The sequence below is a fragment of the Dyadobacter sp. BE31 genome (assembly GCF_031457695.1).
In the GTDB taxonomy this organism is placed as follows: Bacteria; Bacteroidota; Bacteroidia; order Cytophagales; family Spirosomataceae; genus Dyadobacter.
Genome location: NZ_JAVDXA010000003.1, coordinates 350,971 through 371,100, shown reverse-complemented (window position 1 = coordinate 371,100; position 20,130 = coordinate 350,971). Strand labels below are relative to the sequence as shown.

The 20,130-nt window shown below is 51.2% G+C and carries 16 protein-coding genes; 5 read left to right on the top strand and 11 right to left on the bottom strand.

The window, feature by feature from the left end; translation table 11 throughout:
* Positions 1-61: 61 nt before the first annotated feature.
* Both J2Y43_RS17265 and J2Y43_RS17260 read right to left on the bottom strand, forming a co-directional pair.
* Positions 62-2,116 carry a M56 family metallopeptidase gene (locus J2Y43_RS17265; protein ID WP_309984921.1) on the bottom strand — a complete coding sequence of 685 codons (2,055 nt, stop codon included), beginning with the start codon at positions 2,114-2,116 and terminating at the stop codon, positions 62-64.
* Between the two features lie 27 nt (positions 2,117-2,143).
* Positions 2,144-2,524 (bottom strand): BlaI/MecI/CopY family transcriptional regulator, encoded by a 381-nt coding sequence (locus J2Y43_RS17260; RefSeq protein WP_309984919.1) that lies wholly within the window; start codon positions 2,522-2,524, stop codon positions 2,144-2,146.
* An 86-nt stretch (positions 2,525-2,610) separates the two neighbouring features.
* Here J2Y43_RS17260 and J2Y43_RS17255 point away from each other — a divergent pair, with 86 nt between their 5' ends.
* Positions 2,611-2,832, top strand: a complete 222-nt coding sequence (locus J2Y43_RS17255; protein ID WP_309984916.1) for a DUF2080 family transposase-associated protein — start codon at positions 2,611-2,613, stop codon at positions 2,830-2,832.
* 309 nt (positions 2,833-3,141) lie between these two features.
* Here J2Y43_RS17255 and J2Y43_RS17250 read toward each other — a convergent pair whose 3' ends face one another.
* The 4 genes from J2Y43_RS17250 to J2Y43_RS17240 all read right to left on the bottom strand — a co-directional run bounded on the left by J2Y43_RS17250 (position 3,142) and on the right by J2Y43_RS17240 (position 6,045).
* A complete protein-coding gene (locus J2Y43_RS17250) occupies positions 3,142-4,149 on the bottom strand; it encodes a TIM barrel protein (RefSeq protein WP_309984913.1) in 1,008 nt (335 codons plus the stop codon).
* Between the two features lie 28 nt (positions 4,150-4,177).
* Positions 4,178-5,302 (bottom strand): redoxin domain-containing protein, encoded by a 1,125-nt coding sequence (locus J2Y43_RS17245; RefSeq protein WP_309984911.1) that lies wholly within the window; start codon positions 5,300-5,302, stop codon positions 4,178-4,180.
* Between the two features lie 292 nt (positions 5,303-5,594).
* Positions 5,595-5,867 (bottom strand): putative toxin-antitoxin system toxin component, PIN family, encoded by a 273-nt coding sequence (locus J2Y43_RS33605; RefSeq protein WP_409014440.1) that lies wholly within the window; start codon positions 5,865-5,867, stop codon positions 5,595-5,597.
* Complete coding sequence (locus tag J2Y43_RS17240) at positions 5,845-6,045, bottom strand: hypothetical protein (protein ID WP_309984908.1); 201 nt, start codon at positions 6,043-6,045, stop codon at positions 5,845-5,847. The genes J2Y43_RS33605 and J2Y43_RS17240 overlap by 23 nt, the downstream gene beginning before the upstream one ends.
* Positions 6,046-6,219: 174 nt before the next feature.
* On the opposite strand from J2Y43_RS17240, the gene J2Y43_RS17235 reads away from it, so the two are divergent.
* Positions 6,220-6,804 (top strand): YdeI/OmpD-associated family protein, encoded by a 585-nt coding sequence (locus J2Y43_RS17235; protein WP_309984906.1) that lies wholly within the window; start codon positions 6,220-6,222, stop codon positions 6,802-6,804.
* Between the two features lie 72 nt (positions 6,805-6,876).
* Positions 6,877-7,104, top strand: a complete 228-nt coding sequence (locus tag J2Y43_RS17230; protein ID WP_223404352.1) for a hypothetical protein — start codon at positions 6,877-6,879, stop codon at positions 7,102-7,104.
* Between the two features lie 488 nt (positions 7,105-7,592).
* Here J2Y43_RS17230 and J2Y43_RS17225 read toward each other — a convergent pair whose 3' ends face one another.
* Positions 7,593-11,450, bottom strand: a complete 3,858-nt coding sequence (locus tag J2Y43_RS17225) for a PVC-type heme-binding CxxCH protein (RefSeq protein WP_309984902.1) — start codon at positions 11,448-11,450, stop codon at positions 7,593-7,595.
* Positions 11,451-11,630: 180 nt separating this feature from the next.
* On the opposite strand from J2Y43_RS17225, the gene J2Y43_RS17220 reads away from it, so the two are divergent.
* Positions 11,631-12,518 (top strand): hypothetical protein, encoded by an 888-nt coding sequence (locus tag J2Y43_RS17220; RefSeq protein WP_309984900.1) that lies wholly within the window; start codon positions 11,631-11,633, stop codon positions 12,516-12,518.
* 156 nt (positions 12,519-12,674) lie between these two features.
* On the opposite strand, the gene J2Y43_RS17215 is transcribed toward J2Y43_RS17220, so the two are convergent.
* The 4 genes from J2Y43_RS17215 to J2Y43_RS17200 all read right to left on the bottom strand — a co-directional run bounded on the left by J2Y43_RS17215 (position 12,675) and on the right by J2Y43_RS17200 (position 16,305).
* Entirely contained in the window at positions 12,675-13,583 is a 909-nt protein-coding gene (locus J2Y43_RS17215) for a bestrophin family protein (protein WP_223404346.1), read from the bottom strand.
* A gap of 51 nt (positions 13,584-13,634) precedes the next feature.
* Positions 13,635-14,087 (bottom strand): hypothetical protein, encoded by a 453-nt coding sequence (locus J2Y43_RS17210; RefSeq protein WP_309984896.1) that lies wholly within the window; start codon positions 14,085-14,087, stop codon positions 13,635-13,637.
* 153 nt (positions 14,088-14,240) lie between these two features.
* Positions 14,241-15,602, bottom strand: coding sequence for a HAMP domain-containing sensor histidine kinase (locus J2Y43_RS17205; protein WP_309984894.1), 1,362 nt, complete (start codon positions 15,600-15,602; stop codon positions 14,241-14,243).
* Positions 15,586-16,305 (bottom strand): response regulator transcription factor, encoded by a 720-nt coding sequence (locus J2Y43_RS17200; RefSeq protein WP_409014439.1) that lies wholly within the window; start codon positions 16,303-16,305, stop codon positions 15,586-15,588. Before J2Y43_RS17200 ends, J2Y43_RS17205 begins: the two co-directional genes overlap by 17 nt.
* 141 nt (positions 16,306-16,446) lie before the next feature.
* Between J2Y43_RS17200 and J2Y43_RS17195 the strand changes: the two genes are divergently transcribed.
* Positions 16,447-20,130: a BamA/TamA family outer membrane protein gene (locus J2Y43_RS17195; RefSeq protein WP_309984892.1), complete on the top strand. Its 3,684-nt coding sequence runs from the start codon at positions 16,447-16,449 to the stop codon at positions 20,128-20,130.

Below are 20,130 nucleotides of genomic sequence, written 5' to 3'. Positions count from 1 at the left end.
TGGTAACTTCCTACTAAACACGTTCCTGCAACGGTTTTACTGATGATAGCCGACGGCAAGTCTAGCGTGCCCTGGTCGAATATCCTGATCTGCCGTTATAGTTGTAGTACATGGTCGATTTTTTGTCGCCGCCGTCATTCAGGTATTTGGCTTTCAGCTTCTGGTGCAAATCCGCGGATTGCTTTTCACCGTTGACGATCAACTCGTCGTCGCTCAGTTTGAATGACAGCTCATCCTTATCCTTCACCAACCCCGCACCCGTCAGTTCTTCAATCACAGCTTCCTGGCGTTTCATATAAACTTCGCGCTGTTTTTCGGCCTCGCGCCGCATTTCTTCGGCTTGTTTGCGTTGCCCTTCGGCTTGCACACGCTGCTCGTCGGCGTGCTCCCGTTGCTTCTCAGCTTCGCGGCGCATCAGTTCGGCCTGTTTGCGCATATCTTCCGCAGCCTCGCGCATTTTTTCGGCCTCTCCCCTCACCTTGGCTAGCTGATCGTGATTGGCATTCGCATTCACGCGCATTTGATCTGCATACTCCTGATGCTTCTTGGCATCCAGGCGCATCTGGCTGGCATGTTCCCGTTGCTTTTCAGCTTCCAGGCGCATCACTTGGGCCTCTTCGCGTTGCTTCTCGGCCACCCGACGCTGCTCTTCGGCGATCTTACGCATCTCCTGGGCCTCTTCACGCTGTTTCTCGGCAAGTTCGTGCTGCGCTTTCACCTCGACCATGATTTTATCGATCTCCGGCTGGTATTTCGCATAATTTTCCGCTGCTATTTCCTGATCGTCGACAAAGAGCGAGATAATCTTGCCGTTCCGCTTCACAATCTCGTACTGCTTATTGTTACGTGTAACATTATACGTACTGATTCCCTGCTGCGGCATATACACGTTAGCGGAATGTATTTCCATTCCTTCCGACCGCAGTTTCTTTTTCGGAAGTGTATCCGGTTCCTGTATGAAGGAATTTTGCGCTTTGGGCGATGGTACTGCCTTGACCTCTCCTAACAACGGTTTCACCTCATTAAGCCGGACTTCCTTCACGGCAGGCGCTTTCCCGGCTGTTACCGGCTTCTCCGGCGTGGTGGCTGCCGACAGCGCAATCGCCGCCGCCAGACTGAATGTTACAAATAGTTTTTCCATGGCATCTAGTGATTTATTATTGTTATTGACAATGCGTTTGATCCTGTCCAGCAAATGGTTACGCTTTTTAGAAAAAGCCATTTCAAATGCCGGCCGCGACTGATTATACTCCTGAAACGAGACGAGCGCGTGAATGAACGATGTTTTGTTCTGCATGACGCTGATCGCCAGATCGTCGCAGCAATGCTCGCGTTCTTCGCGGATCAGCCTGGAAATCCACCAGACAGCCGGATTGAAGAAAAAGACATTTTCACAGAATATCTGTACGAGGTTGATCAAATAGTCGCGGCGGCGGATGTGCGCCAGTTCATGCAGCAAAATGGCTTCCACCTGGGCGGCCGGTAGATTGGCCAGCATACCGAGCGGCACGAGTACCACCGGCTTCAAAAAACCGATCACCAGCGGTACCGCCACCTGCGCCGATTCGCGTAGCTCCACTTCCTGTCCGATCCGCATCCTTTCGGCCAGCTCGTAAAACCGAACGATCCATTTCATTTCCGGGGTTGAAACCTGCTGCGCGACCTTTCTCAGGTACAACAAGCCGCTCGCTGCCAGTATTGATTTTAACACAAAAACCAGGAACCAGCCAGCTACGATCACTTGTGCATTTGCGTTGAAAAATGCCATTATCTTCATTATCCAATCCGTTTCCGCAGTCGCGAGTGCAATATCGCCAGCGTGTTGAAAAGTTGTCGGAACGCCCCATTCTTTGGAGAAAACGACCACCGAACCGGAGATTTCCCCACTATCCCTTATCATCAGATTGAATGTCAGCACCGTTCCGACGACAAACAGCAGCATTACGAGCGCCAGCAAATTATAGCGGAATGCGGGCTTGCTTTTACGCGTACAAAGCAGGATGATCCCGGCCCCGATAGCGGCCACAAGTCCCTGCCAGAGCGAATGCATTAATGTGAGGCAGAGCGCGCGAACCCACTCATGGGCAATCGGCTGATCAATGATATTCCAATTCATGGCTAGCGGATTGAAATGGTGTGGTGATTACTGATCCAGTTTTTTCAGGAAATCCTTGATCTCGCTGAGTTCCTCGGCAGAGGTATTCTTGTTACCGAAAAGCTGCATAACCAGGCTCGAAGCCGATCCTCTGTACATGGAGTCTACAAAGCGTTCCAGCAATGCCGACTTGGTTTTGTCCTCCGGCTCGGCAGGGCTGTAAATATGCTTCATACTGCTCTCGTCGCGGATCACGATGCCTTTCTCGGCCATGATCTGCATCAGCTTCAAGGTAGAGGAATACTGCACCGCGCGCTTCTCTTCATTGAGCTTATCATTCACAAACCGCACCGTCGACGGCCCATGCTCCCAAAGCACCTGCAGTATTTCCAATTCTGATTTTGTCGGTTCCATTCTTTCGTTTTTCATTCAACTTTTCAAAGGTAGGAAAAATTTCGTACGAAAAAATTTTTAGTAGAAAATTTTTAGATTTGTTTAAGCAAAATCACACTATCATGTTCACGAAAAACGTCACTCCAAAGACTACTTCGGTGACGATCGAGCTTCCTGCTGATTTTATTGGGAAGAATGTAAAGGTTACCGCGGTGATTGAAAGAAGAGAAAAACCTCGGAAGGCTGCGTCTTTGGAGGAAATTCATGAAAAGTACTCAAAGTTTCCTCGGATCGATATGTCAAAATTTAAATTTGATCGAAACGAAGCTAATGACTTTGAGTAACGCTTTTCTGGATTCCAATATCATCATTTACCTTTAGACAATCATCAGGAAAAACACGATACAGCCGAAGCGCTGATCGCAAATATCCCCTATGTCAATGCACAGGTATTGGTGGAAGTGGGTAATGTATGCAAAAGAAAATTGACGATCATCAATCCGTTTTTACAGGCCTGTTAGCCAATGCTTATATGGCCTGGGTGGTCTTGCGTAACTCATGCAGAGTTCCATCGCAACTGCCGTTCTTCCTGAAAACAAAACGGGTCGTGAAGCGCATTGCTTCACGACCCGTTTTATAATATCAAAATTAACTTACGCGCCCAGCGCCTTGCGTGCGAATTCGACGCATTTAGCGGTTTCCTTCAATGCATCCGAACCTGCCGGGATCTCGTATTCGAGCTCGATCGTCGCAGGGAACTTGTATTTTTTTGCTCGCATCATTTCAAGGACAGCGACTATCGGCGTGTCGCCCTGGCCCCATACTACGTTGGCACCGCCGTGTTCCTTGTTTTTGCGGTCCTTTACGTGCATGCTCACAATATGGTCGTGCTTAGCTTCGAGCAACGGGAACGGATCAAAGCCCGCAGCGACGTAATGCCCCATATCGAAGTTCATCGCATTGTATTTCGACTGGCTTAATGCAGTGTCCCACCAGGTCGGGGTTTGCTGCGTGTGCCCATGGTAGCCGCAATAGACCTTGTTTTTAGCGGCAATGTCACCGAGGCGCTTCGTTTGCGCAGGATCGTTCGGCAGCTCTACATTCGCCTGGTTAGCGCCTAGTGCTTTCGCCGCACGGAATGCATAATCCACTTCCGCATCGGTACTGTTCGCATTCAATGCGTTGGGTTTGAAACCGTAAATGCTCACACCGGCATTGTTGTACATTTTACGAAGCTGTACGAACTTATCCATCGACACTTTCGCACGCCATTCGGCCATCTTGGTCGCATACTCCTTCTGAATGGCTTTTTGCTCGTCCGTCATTTCAGGGCGCTTGCCATCCGGGCCGGGCGCGAGGTTGGGGCGCGGTGGGGCTTCCGGCGCTCCTGCAAACGACTCGCCGGTGGGTCCCATCAGCTCGATGGCGCTGATATTGGTTTCAATGCAGTATTTCAAAATGTCCTCCGCGCCGCCGGGCAGGCTCCTCCATGAATAGGTAATGGCCCCTACCTGCACGCCATTGAACAGCGAATTGGGTTTGCCGAGCTTTTTAATGTAAGCTGGTGCGCCGAAGATAGGCGTGCGCGCCATCACGAAACCCGCCGCCGCAAGGGCCGACGTGCCCAGAAAACGGCGTCTTGAAATGTCCAGGTCTTCCATAAAGTCAGATTGGTTGTTTGAATATCGTTTAGTAGTACCGTCCGACATACTTGTTCTCCACGATCAGCTTCTTCATTTTCGCGGGGTCGATCGGCCCTTGCTGCGAATAGACGATCTTGCCGCCTGGTTCTACAAGTATGGTATAGGGTAAAGCGCCCTGCCATTTCGAATCTACCGCTTCGATGAGCTTGTATTTGTCCTCGATATTAAAAATATAGTTTTTATTAGAGGCAAACTTGCCTTGCAGGAATTTCAGCACCTTGTCTTTTTTATCGGGATTATCCGCACTGATCGAGATAAATTCAAAATCGCGGCGGCGGTACATGTGGTGCATCACCATGAAGTCCGGGAACTCGGTTACACACGGCCCGCACCAGGTCGCCCACACATTAATGAGTCGCAGTTTGTCCGATTTGTTCTGGATCAGCTCTTTCAACCCTGGTTCGTCGATTGTCTCTAGCGTCACGGGCTCTTTTGCCCAGGCTGTTTGTTCTTTCTTCACGTTATCTTCTTTCGACGCCCATTTCATCGAGCAGCCGAAGGTCTTGGTAGTAGGTACGGGAACCGGTTTTCCGGCCAGCAATGCCTCAATGGCGTTTTTCGCGTCCAGGTTTTTCGGCGTGCCCGTAGGCTTCTCCACATCGTCGATCCGGCCGTTGTATTGTAGTTTTCTGGCCTTGTCGAAAATGAAAATATGTGGTGTAGCAACGGGGCCGTATGCCAACGCGATCTTCTGGTCATCGCCGTCGTAGAGGTAAGGAAAATTGTAAGCCATATCCTTCGCCCGGATCTTCATTTCGTCGTAGGTATCGCTCATATCGGTATAACCAAGCTCATCGAGCAGGATCGCCTTCGGATCGTTGGAAGATATCGCCACCACCGCAACCTTTTTGGCTTTGTAATCGGCCGTAAGCTTTTTGATACGCTCCTCATACGCCTGCGCGGTCGGGCAGTGATTGCAGGTAAACACGATCGCAAGGATGTCCGCGCCCGCAAAGCTTTTGAGTGAATACCGCTTGCCGTCGACACCCAGCAGGTTAAAATCCGGCGCCTGGGCGCCTATTTTCAAAGTTTCGGGCTGGTCGGCAGAAAACGCACCCACCGCATTGACACACAATACAATAGCAAAAATCAGTTTCTGAAACGCGCGCATAGCTCTGGTTTTTGGTTGAGTTATGAATTTAAACCAAAAGCGGGCGCATTGCAATAAATTACTGGTTTTGTACTATTGAAATTCGGCTCATTAAAAAGGGAGGGGCCATTTCAATGCCCGATCGTTTCTAGGCACTACAAAATGCCAGCGATTTGAATGAACTGCCTCATAGTCAAGATCGATGCAGCTTTATGGCTTTTCAGAACAAGAAGATCCCGGTCACCAGAGACCAGATAATGTGCCCGACACGATTCGCACAAGCCAAGCAGATAGTTGTCGCAAACATCTCTCACTACGGAAGGCTGGGAATCAATATGTACTTTATTACAAATTTTAGTACAATGGTTTTAAGGCGCGTAGCCTGCTCCAATGTCACGTACTTCCTGAATTTGACCCGGGAAATAACATCAGCAAACTCCGCGAGAAGTTCCTCTGAGTAGTAGGCCTTAATCCCGGTGTTTTTAAGAATATGTTGATATAGTGTGCGACGCGATTTTCTATTAATGCAAGCAGAAACATACCAATTGGCGTCCAAAACAATTTTAACCTTTGCGCCTTTTCTCATCCCTGTATGCGTTTATTTCAGCTTGAATTTCGTCTTCGGACATTTCGATATCCGGAAGCTCTGCATCCAGTTCTTCAAAAAGCCGGTCCATTTCTTTTAGAAAAGCATCCCGGTCTTGAACGAGCTCTTTTCGCTCAGAAACTCTATGAAATGATCTGGTAACGTTTTTGTGATCCATGACTCAATGTGATTGTTTTCTAAATTTAAATTTTCAGCGTTTAGTATAAAAATCCGATTTTCAAACGGTTGAGCAAATGGCAAGCTTTTTTACAACCCGCGGAAAACCTGCTGACATACGGCTGTCACGCACCCCATTTAGTTTTGTATAAACCTTAAACCAAATCCGGCATCCATGGAAACTAAAAACGGTATCGAAGCGATGACTGCCCCTAGCCATAAGGAATGGCGCGCGTGGCTAGCCAAAAACGGCGCGAAAAAAGATGCCGTATTCCTGATCATCTACCACAAAAACAGCCCCACGCCCAGCATCGGCTACAAAGAATCGATCGAGCACGCATTGTGTTATGGCTGGATTGATAGCAAGGCCATCAAGCGCGACGCAGAGAGCTTTTACCTTACATTCACGAAACGCAATCCGAAAAGCAAGTGGAGCATTGTGAACAAAGAGCGCGCCGATCGTATGACCGAAGCGGGCCTGATGTGCGCCGAAGGCCAGGCGATGATCGACCTTGCAAAGGAAACGGGTGCCTGGGATGCCCTCGAAACCGCCGGTAATGCATTGATACCCGACGATTTGCAGCTAGCTTTCGACGCGAATAAGGCAGCATTTGAAAACTTCGCAAAGTTCGCCCCTTCCTCCAAAAGACTGATTCTGGAATGGATATTGAATGCTAAAAGGCCCGAAACGCGCGAAAAACGCATTGTGCAATCCGTCGAAATGGCTGCGCGCAACGAACGGGCGAATCACCCGCGCTGAAACTTTTTTCGTCTTTGATGCCTTTGCTAGCATGAATGCCCGCATTCACTGACCATGCAAACTGATATCAATATGTCCGCCCCACAACTTACCGGCCTGCAAAAACGTGCTTCTAAATACCTCAACAAGGCCATCTCCTACCAACTCCGGCCGGGTGAAGTCATTGAAGGCTATTTCTCAGGCTTCGATCCCAACTCCATCGACCGGGCGGTGATTCAGATGTCGAACGCGGCGGATAAAACCACGTTGCCATTGATGACGGTTTTGAATTATTTTGAAGGAGTCGAGGATGAGGAATAGGAATACCGCAGGGAAGAATTGAATCGAGGAATGAAGGAAGCGGTGGACGACTATCTTGAAACCAGGCAGGCTTTAAGGTAGCTCATCGGAAGTTTACCAGTAACGACCACTCATATCTTCTTCGGTGCTATTTGGAAAGTGCCTAAGAAATTACTTGCATTTGGAATCACTAACAGCCAATATGCACCCTCCTGAATGTACTTCTCGCAAATGAAAACCTTACAAGCATTGCCCTGTTATGGTGTGGGTCCCGCGAAAGCCCCCAGGCATAAAGTACATGTCAGGACACCTAAGACAGGGCATTTTTTTCATCCTAAACGTACTTTTTATGAATCAACAAACACCCTTCGAATCCGAGGATTCGATTTGCCTCGCCTATGGCCGGGAAGTTCATTACAAAGAAAACAAAATTCATCATCGCATATCTGGCCGGCCAGAGGCCTGCGAATAGTGGGCACGAAGCCGGAGCTTCGCGCCTTTTGCTTTGTTTATTTTCCTCCGCTGGTCTTCGTCAACGGCACCTGCGTCGTTGTCCGCAAATACGCAATCAATTCCGTCACCTCCTTCTCAGAAAGATTATCCAGCAACCCCGTCGGCATCATCGATGATGGGGTTACCTCGCGGGTTTGAATGTCGGATTTGTTTATTAATACAGCATCTTGCCCCACGATGCGCAATGTGAGCTGCCGGTCGGTTTCTTTGGCCACGTTGCCTACGTATGTGCGCCCGTCGCGGGTGGTGATGACCACCATTTTATAGTCGTCCTGGATTTCACCGCTCGGGTCGAGGATGTTGCCCAGGAGGTAGTCGAGGTTGGCGCGGTTGGAGCCGGTGAGCTCGGGACCGATGATGCCGCCTTCACCGTACAGCTTGTGGCAGGGAGCGCAGGTGCGCTGGAACACGAGGCGCCCCTGGGTCTTGCTGGCGCCGGCTACGGCTTTGTCCGAGAGTAGGGTACGGTATTTTTTGTAAGCTTTTTCGTCGAATGCGACGTGGTCAATAGGCCCCCATACTTCCACGAAACCGCTGCCAACCACGCGCCGGAGCTGGCGCGCTACGTAGGTGGGTACATCCTTTTTAGGAATTACATTCTTCGAAATGGCTTGGGTAAGGAGCCAGCCCGATTTCGGTCGCGAAGCAAGGGTTTGTACGGCTTCTGATTTTTCCTGTGCATTGAATTTCGGATAGGCATCGATGAGCTGCTTGGCCAGCGGCTCGCTGTCGTATCCGGCTACGGCGCGGATCGCATCGAGGCGCAATGCATTGTCGTTCAGCAATGCAGGAAGTTCAGCCGCAAGCTCGGGGCGCTGGCGCGCGGCGAGGGATCGCAGGGCCTTTTGACGCTCTGCCAACGCGGCGGATTTGTTTTTCAATGTCGCCAACGCGGTTTTTGCCGATTCGGTGTCACCGAAATGACGGCCCAGGTCGGCGGCAAGTTGGGCGGTGGGCTTGTCTGCCTGTTTCAATTTAGCGTAAACCGCGTTCCAGTTTTCAGGCGTTTTAATGTCGGTCCGGCCTTCGAGACCGTCGCGCATACCAGTGAGAATGTCGGCCCTGCTCGCCGTCGATTTGCCGGCATTCGCCACCAGCATATTGATTTGATCTGCATCTACCAATCTTCTTGCTATAAACTGGGTTACCATCGGAACCTTACTCCCCGCGGCCAGTTCCAACGCTTTGGCAGCATTATCCTTTACCAACGGCTCGATCCCAAACCAGGTCATTTTGGGAAGATTGTGGTCCTGCGCATCTTCCGCGTGCGTAAGCAAGCCTTTGGCAATAGCCCATTTCGCATTCGCATCCACTCGTTGCAGAGCCGACGCCAGGTAGAGCCGCACGACAGGCGACGGATCGCTTACCGCCATTTGCGCAAACTGCCCGGTAACGTCCGCCCCCGGTTGTGCATCTTCACACAGGAACTGGATCGCCCAGGCGCGCACATGGGCATCCGCGTCGGAAAGCGCCTGTTTTAATGCCGCGTTACTCAGGTTATCAGTCACTTTTAAAGCCCACATGGCGCGAAGGCGGTTGTCGGCGTTGTCTTTGGATTGATATAATGCGTTCAATTTTGCCACCGCATCTTGTGAAATCTTACCTGTCGCCGCCCTGCTTTGCAAAATCACGCGGGCGCGGCGAGCGTGCCATTCACTTTTGCTGGTTTGCAATGCGGCGAGCGCCGCGTCCGAAAGTTTGTTGAGATCGTCGTAGCGGCCTTTCCAGTCTTCGGCGAGGGAGTTTTTAGGCATAACCCTGAAAATCCGGCCGGTTTCGGAGTTCAATACGTCGGAGCCGCAAATGTCGGCGTCATGCCAGTCGAGGATGTAAATGCCGCCCTCCGGCCCTATTTCCATGCTGAATCCGACCCATTGGGCATTGTTAGCCATCAAAAAATCGTCGCTGTGCTTGCCCGAAAAGCCTGAACCTTTCGGCACGAGCTGGTCAGAAAGAATGCCGTGTTCGTGAATGTTAGCCATGAATATCTTGCCGCGCTCCGAGGCCGGAAATGCATCGGAAAGGTAAATGCGCGCGCCGCCATGAGCCGAGCGGTGACTGTGATCGGCAATGGTTTTGATATCATTATACACGTAAGGATTGAAATGCTGCCCGCCCTGCCGGTGGTAGATGCCACCCGGCACCACGTGCCACAAATGCGGGATCACACAGGCTGTAATAAACAGCTGCCCTTTTGCATCGTAATCAATGCCCCAGGGATTACTGAACCCGTGGGCCACCACCTCGAATTTGCGTTTTGTAGGATGGTACCGCCACACGCCGCCATTGATATCTACACCATCCTCCACCTCGATATTCTCGGGAAATGCATCGTTATGCCGGTATAGTTTACCTTTTCCAACCGGCTTACCCACTTTGGAGGGGGTCGCGAAGCCCTGCAAGCCGTAGAGCCAGCCATCCGGGCCCCAATGAAAGCTATTGAGCGTTTCGTGGCGGTCGCGAATGCCCCAGCCTGTCAGGCGCACTTCGATATCGTCCACATCGGCCTTGTCGTCGCCGTTTTTATCGGGTACAAAAAGCAGGTTAGGCGGTGCTCCTACGAACACCCCGCCAAAGCCGACCGCCAATGCTGCCGGAAATGCAATGCCTTCCATAAATACCTTCTTGCTATCGGCCACACCGTCGTGATCGGTATCTTCCAGGATCAGAATGCGGCTGGTACCGGCTTTGGAAAAGCCCTTGCCGCGCGATTCGTAGTCTTTGTTCTCCGCAATCCACATCCGGCCGCGGTCGTCCCAGCAGAATGCCATTGGCTGGGTCATCATCGGTTCGGAAGCATATGCATTGACCTGATAGCCTTCCTTGACCGTCATTGCCGCTACTGCCTCCTGCGCACTCAGAAACTTGGCCTCCCTTCCCTCCTTCTGCGCTAATGCCCACAGGGCCGTAGTGTTGTACTGTCCCGTGTTACCTATGAATTCGCCAAACGTTTTATTTAGCTCAACATCCTTGAAATCACCTGTATAAACCACCAGTTCATGCTTAATGATCTCGGTTTCTCCCTTTTTGATATGCCAGTCACCCTTACGTGCGCGCGCGGGGCCGGCGCCCAGCTGCCCGTCCACACGCCAGGTTTGCGGATAACCTTTGTTGGATGGGTGGTCCAGAATCGCAATGTGCGCCAAGTCGTTACGACCTTCGACCTGCATACCGATATCCACCCACATGGCGGCTTGCCCCTCCGCCTTTTCGTTTTTCTGGCGGGCCGCATTCATCACCGCGCCTTTAATGCCCTCTTTCCATGGCATACGCACAAAAAGGCCGCCGTAGTCGTATTTGCCGATTGTCACGTCGGTCTGGGCCTCGCCGTTCCATTCCAGGTCGAGGAGGTATTTCCCGTCTTTCACGCGCATCGACCAATTTTGTGTCTCGGTCAGCACGGCCGTGCCGGTGGAATCGAGCAGGTTGTAGACGGTCTGCCATTTCACTTCCGTACCTTTTGCTTCGATCACACTGGCCGATACTTTTTTCCAGTAGCCATCGCTCGGGTGGTGGAAATAGTCACGCCCATTCACGCGGGTGTAGCCCCAGTAAATGCCCGTCTGGTGCTTGTGGTGGCCCGGGCTGTATTCGGTGAGCGTACCCTTTCCATCGGGTGCAACGAGCGGGTGCAGGTAGGGCCTAAAATCGGGCTTTGCATTCTGCGTCAATATCGGTTTGGCCTCATTACCCCTGAAAATGCTGATAGTTTCACCTTTGGCGTCCTGCACGGCACGCAGCGGCGTGTCAGCAGCACGAGGCACCGCGTATTCGGTTGCGGGTCGGTTGAAATCATCTTCAAATCCAAATAATAAAAAAGCAAACAGCAGCGGTAGCAACCTGAGCAAGTTCATGAGCAGAAGTCCTGGGTTTAGGATTAAATACGGATGCAGTATGACCATCCCGATATGCGGTCATAAGTAAAAAGTCCCCCGGAATTACTCAATATTTCATGTTCCTACTTGTTTACTTCAATTTGATTCACAGAAAATACCTAACTTGAGGGTAATACAACCCCCACCAACAGCCGCGCCATGACATCCCTGAAACTCTTCATCCTCTTCATTACGATCACCATGATGCATAATCACGGGATCATTTACCGCACCGGCTCCAAACGGCCCGCACACCGGCCACGCGAGTTGATGGAAGACCGCATTAAACCCAAACCCGCAAACATGCTGGGTACCTGGCGGATCTCCGGTGTGAGTACCACGGAGCAGGGAGTCGTTCAACCCGACGGACGACCGTTGAGGCAATACGAGTCGGGCGATAAACACAATATGCTGATCTCATTTTTCCCCGACAGTACCTTCACCAGAGTGGGTACGGCAGGCGAATACACCGCCGGGAAATGGGATTTTGATAGCGTAGCCCACACCATTTTCCTCACTTCGAACCGCAAAACCGAAGAAATAGGCGTGTTCTTTTCGTATGCCGATAACGGAATGCGGCTCGTCAACTTCGAGTTTTCACCCAACGAAAGCGTCTCACTGATCGAGTACGGCCATAAACTGATGCGTTTCCAGGAGGATCCCTACTTTGGGAAAAACAACTGGTGGCGCATCAAACCCGCGAAATCGGAAAATGAGGTGCAGATCCGCGCAAGGCTGCTCAACTATCTGGCCCATACGGCATCGATTCTCAGCAGTGCGCAAATCAGAGAGCAGAATTATATTTCCATGGAGTTTTCCCAGGGTATTGTAAAGCTCTACAATGTGGGGGTTGGAGTGGTTAAAAAAGATAAAATCCCGGCCACCTGGCTGGGATCGTTCTATTCCGTAGAAGAGGCACACAAGGCCTACGATATGTTTGAGGATTATCTCTTTACAGCCAAACACAAGAAATACCAGAGCGGCAACTGGGTGCGGGATGACCATCATATCCTGGTCGATATTCATAATGGTATGAAGCGAAAATAGCAGCGGCGCCTCGGCGCCGCTGGCGCGAAGCTAAGGCTTCGTGCATACTATTCGCAGGCCTCCGGCCGGCCAGTACCGAAAAGCGATCATTAAACGGTAACTGACCGGCCGGAGGCCTGCGAATAGCGGGTGCGAAGCTCCCGCTTCGCACCATCCTTACAAAATGTAAAACTTCTCGGGCTGGAAAGCCTGTGGCACGTGCTTGTCGCGCATCATCTGTTTCAAATCACGCTCGATATTCCGCGAGATAGACAGCACAGGCGTGTCGGTCGGCTTGTTCTCGAACGGATCCTGCAAATGGATAGCCATTTTTTCGATCAGGAAGAAACATGCGGTAATCACCACCAGTACCGGCACCATCAGGAAACCGAAAAGCTGCACGAGCCCAAACGGCAACAGAAGGATGAAGAAGTGTAATGCCAAATGAATGTAAAGGCTGTAAGTCGACGGGAATACCGTATTCTTGATCCGCTCCGACTTACCCATGTGATCGCACAAGCGTGTGAGCGTCTGATCGAGCTCCACTTGCTGGTAGGGATTCAACCAACCCTGTTTCAACGCATTATTCAAATCACGCGCATGCAGCTGTACGAGCCCAACGTGCTTGTTATCAAAGTCTTTGAGGTATTCCAATTCTTCCTCGGATACGAACTTGCTCACCATCGGCATCGGATCGTCGCGCCGAAGCCCCTTGCCCAATGCGTAACACCAGGCGATCTGCCGCTTGATCATCCGCTTCTTGAAGCCGTCGATCCGGTCGGGATCCAATGGGTCCTCCATCAATGAAAGGATCTGCCGCGCAAATGTGCGGGAGTCGTTCACGATAGCGCCCCACACGATCCGGGCCTCCCACCAGCGGTCGTAAGCCTGGTTGGAACGGAATGCCAGCAGGAGCGAGATAATCGTTCCCAGTACGCTGTGTACCGTCATCGGAATCGAAATATTGGTAATATGAAAGTTCTGGTAAATGACCTCGATAGCAATGCCGTAGATCGTCACGAACAGGATTTCATATTTGATTTTGCCAAAAATATAGCGGATGGGGATATTCTTTTTGAGAAGCATAGTTCACTGATATTTACCTTTTTCACAATCTCATAGTCAAACCAAAGTACCTTAGCGGTAGCTGTCGGCGAGCGACGTAGCCCGCACCATATCCGCGTTGATCATCGTGTAGCCCGTCTTTTTCAGGACTGGCAACGCGTCCAGACTGCTTCGGGTCAGTTTGGGAATGCCATACTGCTCGGAATAAGCGATGTAATCCGTTTCGTAGTATTCAAGAAAATTTTTCAGGAGCGCGAGTTTGTTGCCGTAGAAGAAGTCGATCTTGATGCTGGCCACGTCCGGATAGGTATCTTTCAGCATTCTGCATTCCTGCCAGAACTCCTCCGGAACGAGTTCATATTCTTTTTCGCGGTATGTAGAAAAGAGCAGGTCCTGGATGTCGTCGGCCACGTGGAAAAGATGTGTGAAAACCACGCGCACCTCGTCGCGGATATCTCTCACAATGGCCTCGGCAATCTGAATGCCTTCATTTGTAAAGTCCGTTGGTATCACCACTGTTCTCATATAAATGCCGTCTGTTTAAGTTAACAATGCGTTGATAATCAATCAACAATGCAATGTTACGGCCAAGAGATTAGCCCTGCTTAAGAGCTGCATTATAATGTAGTGAGAGACTTATTAGAATGAAGTAAGAATATTAAAATCAGATAAGAGTACTCAAAAATACTTGAAAGGCAAATACGTGGTGAAACGCGTCCCTTCCCCCACGCGGCTGTGCACATCGGCCTTGCCCTGGTGCATGCGTATGATATTGTGAGTCAGCGGCAAACCTATTCCGTAACCCTTGTATGGAGCTGTGTTGGAAGCCCTGAAAAAAGGCACGAATATCTGCCCTATTTCGCGGTCGGGAATTCCAATGCCCTGGTCGGTGATCTCCACGATCACGTATTTATTGTCGGCGCTGATCTTAACGGTCACCGGCTTGTTGTCGGAGTATTTACAGCTGTTGAGCACAATGTTGGAAAAAGCGGCTTTCAGCAATGCCAAGTTTCCGTTCACGGTGAGCTTGCATTCATCGTCGGGCAGGTTGTCGAAATCGATTGCCACCTGGTTCTCGGGGATGATACGGTCGGCGGCTTCCTTTACGGAAAGGATCAGTTCGTCGATCCGCACCTCTTCCCATTGTTCTTTCTTGCCGTCAAAACCGGTTTGAGCGAGGCTAAGCATGCTGTTGGTCAGGTGTTCGAGCTTCTCGACCTCCTTGTAAATATTCAGAAACGATTCCTTTGCCGCATCAGGCAGCCCGGGCATCGACATGCCCAGCTCGGCTTCACCACTCACAACCGTCAACGGTGTGCGGAACTCGTGCGAGGCATTGCTGACGAAATTATTCTGCATTTCAAAAGTCACTTCCAGCCTGTCGAGCATGTCGTTGAAAGTCCTTGAAAGCGCCTCCACATCATCGTCCGTTGGCTCTACCACCAGCCGCTGATGCAGGTTGTGGGCATTAATACCCTTCACATTGCGGATAATGCGGCGGATCGGTTTGAAGATCTCATTAGAAAACAGCTTCCCGAATGTGAACACAAAAACCATCGCGATGAAAAAACCGATCAGCAGCAGGTTTTTCAGGTTAGTCATTTCCTGCATGCCGTAAGTGTCGAGTGCCGACGACACCACCATTACTTGCCGGTTCTCACGCGCGACACGAAGCACCACATAAGAAGTATCATGGTTGAAAAACCTGGCCGGAATATCGTTTTGGAACGGTTCGTAAAATGACGACGGCAATGCAAGCCGTTTTTTGGTCGCTTCATCGGGCTGGCCAGGCAAAATGCGGTGTTTTTCGTAAGGCAAACTACCCAGGTGCCGCTCCTTGATATCGTAATAGATGGATGTGAGTGATTTGTTGTCCTGCAATGCCGCATGCCCCACGATGTCCGAACGCACTTCGAGGCGATGGAAAAAGCTCGTGGCAATGCTTTCAGAAGCAAAAAAGTAGACGAATACGCTCAATGCCAAGATAATGCCGGCCGACAATGCCGTAAAAATCAGGGCGATCTTATTTTGTATCTTCATACGACTGACGGACCACATACCCCATTCCGAACACAGTGTGTATCAGCTTGATATCGTGATTTTTATCGATTTTTTTCCGGAGATAATTGATATACACATCCACGACATTCGTCCCTAGGTTGAAATTAATATCCCACACATTTTCCAGGATTTCCATTCTGTTCAGCACACGGTTGGTGTTGGAAAGGAGGTATTCCAAAAGGCGGAATTCAGTGGCCGTCAGCTCAATCGGCTGGCCTCCGCGTTTAACCGTCTTCGTTACCTTGTCGAGCACGAGGTCTCCTAGCGTCAGTATTTTATCGTTTTTCTCCTTTTCCGGCTCCTTGCCCCTACGGATAAGCGAGCGAAGCCGCGCTTCCAGCTCTGCCAGTTTGAAAGGCTTGGTCATGTAATCGTCTGCCCCTGCATCCAGGCCCGATACGATGTTCTCGGTCGTACCCAGGGCAGTCAGCATCAGGATCGGCGTGGTAACCTGCGCTTGCCGCGCCCGCCGGCACACCTCCATGCCGTTAATAATCGGGATCATCAAGTCGAGAATAATCACGTCGAACTGGTGCTGTAATGCCATTTGCAGCCCCGATTGCCCGTCCATGGCGATCGTGATCTCGTGGCCATTGGCGGTAAGGCTGCGCTGGATCAGGGATATCACGTTAGGCTCATCTTCGATGAGCAAGAGCTTCATGGGTAGCTTGGAAAACGGCATTGCAATAGAGGTTTTAAAGTGTAAGGTATAAAAAAACCTTGTGGCAATACATTTTTCCAACATTTCCGTGCTTCGCACCATTTCAATCCGCAGGGATTACTATTAAATTGTCATTCTTTTCACACGCAACGTTCCCATACCTTGACTACACTTCTACTACACGCCCCTAACAGGCTCAGAATCTGCTCAAAACGCCTCGCTGCGTCCGTTCTGTTTATCATTTTGACTGCCTGCAATCTGCACGCCACCGATTTCAAAGTGATACTCACAGGTAACACAGCCGACTTTGAAAATCCTGCCGACATTTTTCCGATTATCGAAAATTACCTCGCTACCAAACCGGGGCCATTGCTCTGGGTATTTAACGGCGACTCCTTTCCCGAGCAAATGACCACCGAACAGGTCGCTGAATGGAAAAGGAAGGCCAATGCGCTACTGGACCGCAACCCTGAGCTGCATATGCTCCTCAACCAGGGAGACCGCGAATGGCTCAACTCCGGCAAGGACGGCTGGCAACGGATCATAGCACTGGAAAAAGCGCTCGACCGCGAAAAACACCAGCGTTTTCAGCTATTTCTCGGCCGCGGTTGCCCAGGCCCGTGGACGGTTTCTTTCCCGATGCTCGAAGTGGTGGTGATCAACTCCCAATGGTGGAACCACCCGCATGACAAGCCCAAACCCTCCTCCGACGCCTGCTCCATCGCCGATACCGATAATTTTGTGGAAGAATTGGAAGGCATTCTCGATGAAACAACCGATAAAAACGTGCTTATACTCTCCCATTTCCCGGTCGAATCGCTGGGAAATTATGGCGGGAGATTTTCGGCGGCATCCTATTTCTCTCCTCCGCTGGTAGGCAATGCGTTGGTCGGTTTCAGGCAGAATATCGGTACGAGCCGCGACATTTCGAACGCCAACCTGGGCTTGTATCGCTATAAAGTGAATGGTGTGTTGCAGGATTACAGCTCGGTGATCCTTGCTTCGGGCCACGAGCGCAACCAGTCGGTCGTGCGGAAGGATAACAACTTCTTCATTAACAGCGGAGGGGTCGCCGGTGGGTCATTCGTCGCGCATAGCAAGAAGGCCGCATTAGCTTCATCATCAGCCGGTTTTGTTGAAATAACCTATTCTTCAAATGGCCTGGTAGGCTATCGGCACTGGCTGGTGACGGGCGCTCAGGTTTCGGAAAAGGAAAACGGCCCGATTTTCGCGTCGGCTTGCGAAAATGCCGGCAAAGGCATTACCAACACGCTTTTCCAGCCCTGCAACCCGGTAATCAAGCCTTCCGACAAAATGGACACGCCGCGCCCGGAGCTGGCAACCGTCGCAGCGGGCAGTGAATATGCCAGCAAGCGCTTCAAGGAAAAATGGTTTGGAAAGCACTACCGCGACTCCTGGACAATACCTGTCAAAGTCCCTTATCTCGACATGGACACGACCTTCGGCGGGCTGGTCATCGCCGGAAAAGGCGGCGGCCGGCAGACAACCTCCCTGAAACTCGTCGCAGGCAATGGAAAGGAATATGTTTTCCGTTCGGTTGACAAGGACCCTTTCCGTGCGCTCGCATATGAGCTGCGCGGGACCGTCGTATCACAGGTACTCAAAGACCAGACCTCTACCCAGCAGCCCTACGGCGCAATGGCAGTAGCGCCCCTGCTCGACAAGATCGGTATCCTGCATGCCAGCCCTGAATTGTTTGTATTACCCAAAGACAACAAATTGGGTGGTTTCAAAGAGCAATACGGTAACCTTTTCGGTATGCTGGAAGAGCGCCCGACCGATAAAATCTCTAAACCGAAAGTATTTGCGGGTGCCAAAGACATTGAAAAGAGTTTCAAACTGTTCAACAAACTCTACCATGATCACGACAACCGCGTCGACAAGGCAGAGTTCGCCCGGGCACGCATGTTCGACCTTTGGATCGGCGATTGGAGCAAGCACGAAGACAACTGGAAATGGGCAGGCTACAAAACCGCCGGCGGGGAGCTGTATCGTCCTATCCCACGCGACCGCGACCACGCATTCTCGCGCTGGGACGGCATCATTCCCTGGCTCGCCGACCGCGAATGGGGCATGCCTAATGGTGAGAACTTCGCCAAACGCATTCACGGCCTCCGCAGCCTCATGTGGCAAGCCCGCCACCTCGACCGCTTCGTGGGCAGTGAACTCACGAAATCGGACTGGATAAAAGCTGCCGGGGAAATCCAGCATGCTATTCAAGAGCAGGACATTGCCGCAGCTGTACACAACATGCCTTCCGAGATTTATGAAAAGGACGGCCGCGAAATCGAGCGAAAACTGAAAGCACGCATTGGCGACCTGCAAAAGTATGCCGCTGAATATTACGCACTACTGGCAAGGGAAGTGGACGTGGTCGGATCCAACAAGGCTGAATATTTCAAGGTAGTGCGAGAATGGAATGGGCGGGTGACGGTTACTGTCTATGACGTTTTCAAACAGAGCCAGCAGGCCGATACTTCCAAAACCTATTACCACCGCGTTTTCGACCCGGCAGAAACGCGCGAGATCAGGCTGAACGGGCTGGGCGGCGACGACGTTTTCGATATTGAGGGAAAATCCGGCAGATCGATCCTCGTGCGCATTATCAGCGGAAGCGGCAACGATTACATTTCCGACCGGTCCGATGTAAGTAAAGGAAGCAAACAAACCCTCATTTATGAAAAAGATGCCAATCCGCACCATGAACTTGGCACGGAAGCACGTGAGGTGAAGCCCGTCGACGACCGTTATTACGAATACGACCGCAATGCATTCAAATACAACACCTACCTGCCCATTGCATTGCTTACTTATAACCCGTTCGTAGGTTCCGCCGTCCATGGTGGGGTTACCTTCACCCGCCAGCGCTTCGGCAAGCCCGACTTTGCCGCGAAACATTCGCTCAGCGCATCGGTGAGCGTGAAAGGGAATTATGAGTTCAGCTATAACAACCAGTTCCGGCAGCTGTTGGGCAAATGGGATGGCATTTCTCAGGTGACGCTCTCACGGCCGCTCAATTACAACTTTTTCTTCGGGGTAGGTAACGATACGCCCAAAAACAACGATCTGCCTTCCAACTACTACCGCACTCAGTACAACTCGTTCGCCGTATCGGCCGGTCTGCTCCGCCAGTTCTGGAAACAGAGCAAAATCGAGGTGACGGGAAGCTACGAGCTCGCCGAAGGCATTCAGAGAAACAACAGCTACCTCGCCGACCACCCGGATATTTTCGGTGTAGAGCAATTGCATTTGATCTTCGTCAAAGGTATTCTTAACCTCGATTTCCGCGATCGTGCCGCATTACCCGAACGCGGCTTTCGCTTACAGCTAACCCAGCAGGCCGGCCATGTTTCACAATCCCGCAACGACCTGGCCTCGATTTCGGAACTTGAAATGGAACAATACTTATCCAACCATAGCAAAAACCCACTCACCTTGGGCCTCCGGTTGGGTGGCGGTATTGCAAAAGGCCAGCTGCCATTTTACAAACTGTTCTCGCTCGGCCAGCTCAACGACCTCCGCGGTTTCAAACGCAACCGCTTCACCGGGGAATCGAAGGGCTTCCTCAACACCGAGCTCCGCTGGCAGCTCACCGAAACCCGTAATACCTTTGTTCCGCTTAAAATGGGCATACGGGCATTTTATGATGTGGGAAGAGTTTGGGCAAAAAACGACCCAGGCAGCGCCAATTACTGGCACCAGGGATATGGCGGCGGCTTTTATATCACTCCATTCCGCGAGCAATTTGCATTCAATATCAGCGCAGGAACATCCAAAGAAGAGTCGCTTCTATTAATGATCTCGATCGGTAGCTTTTTCAGGTAA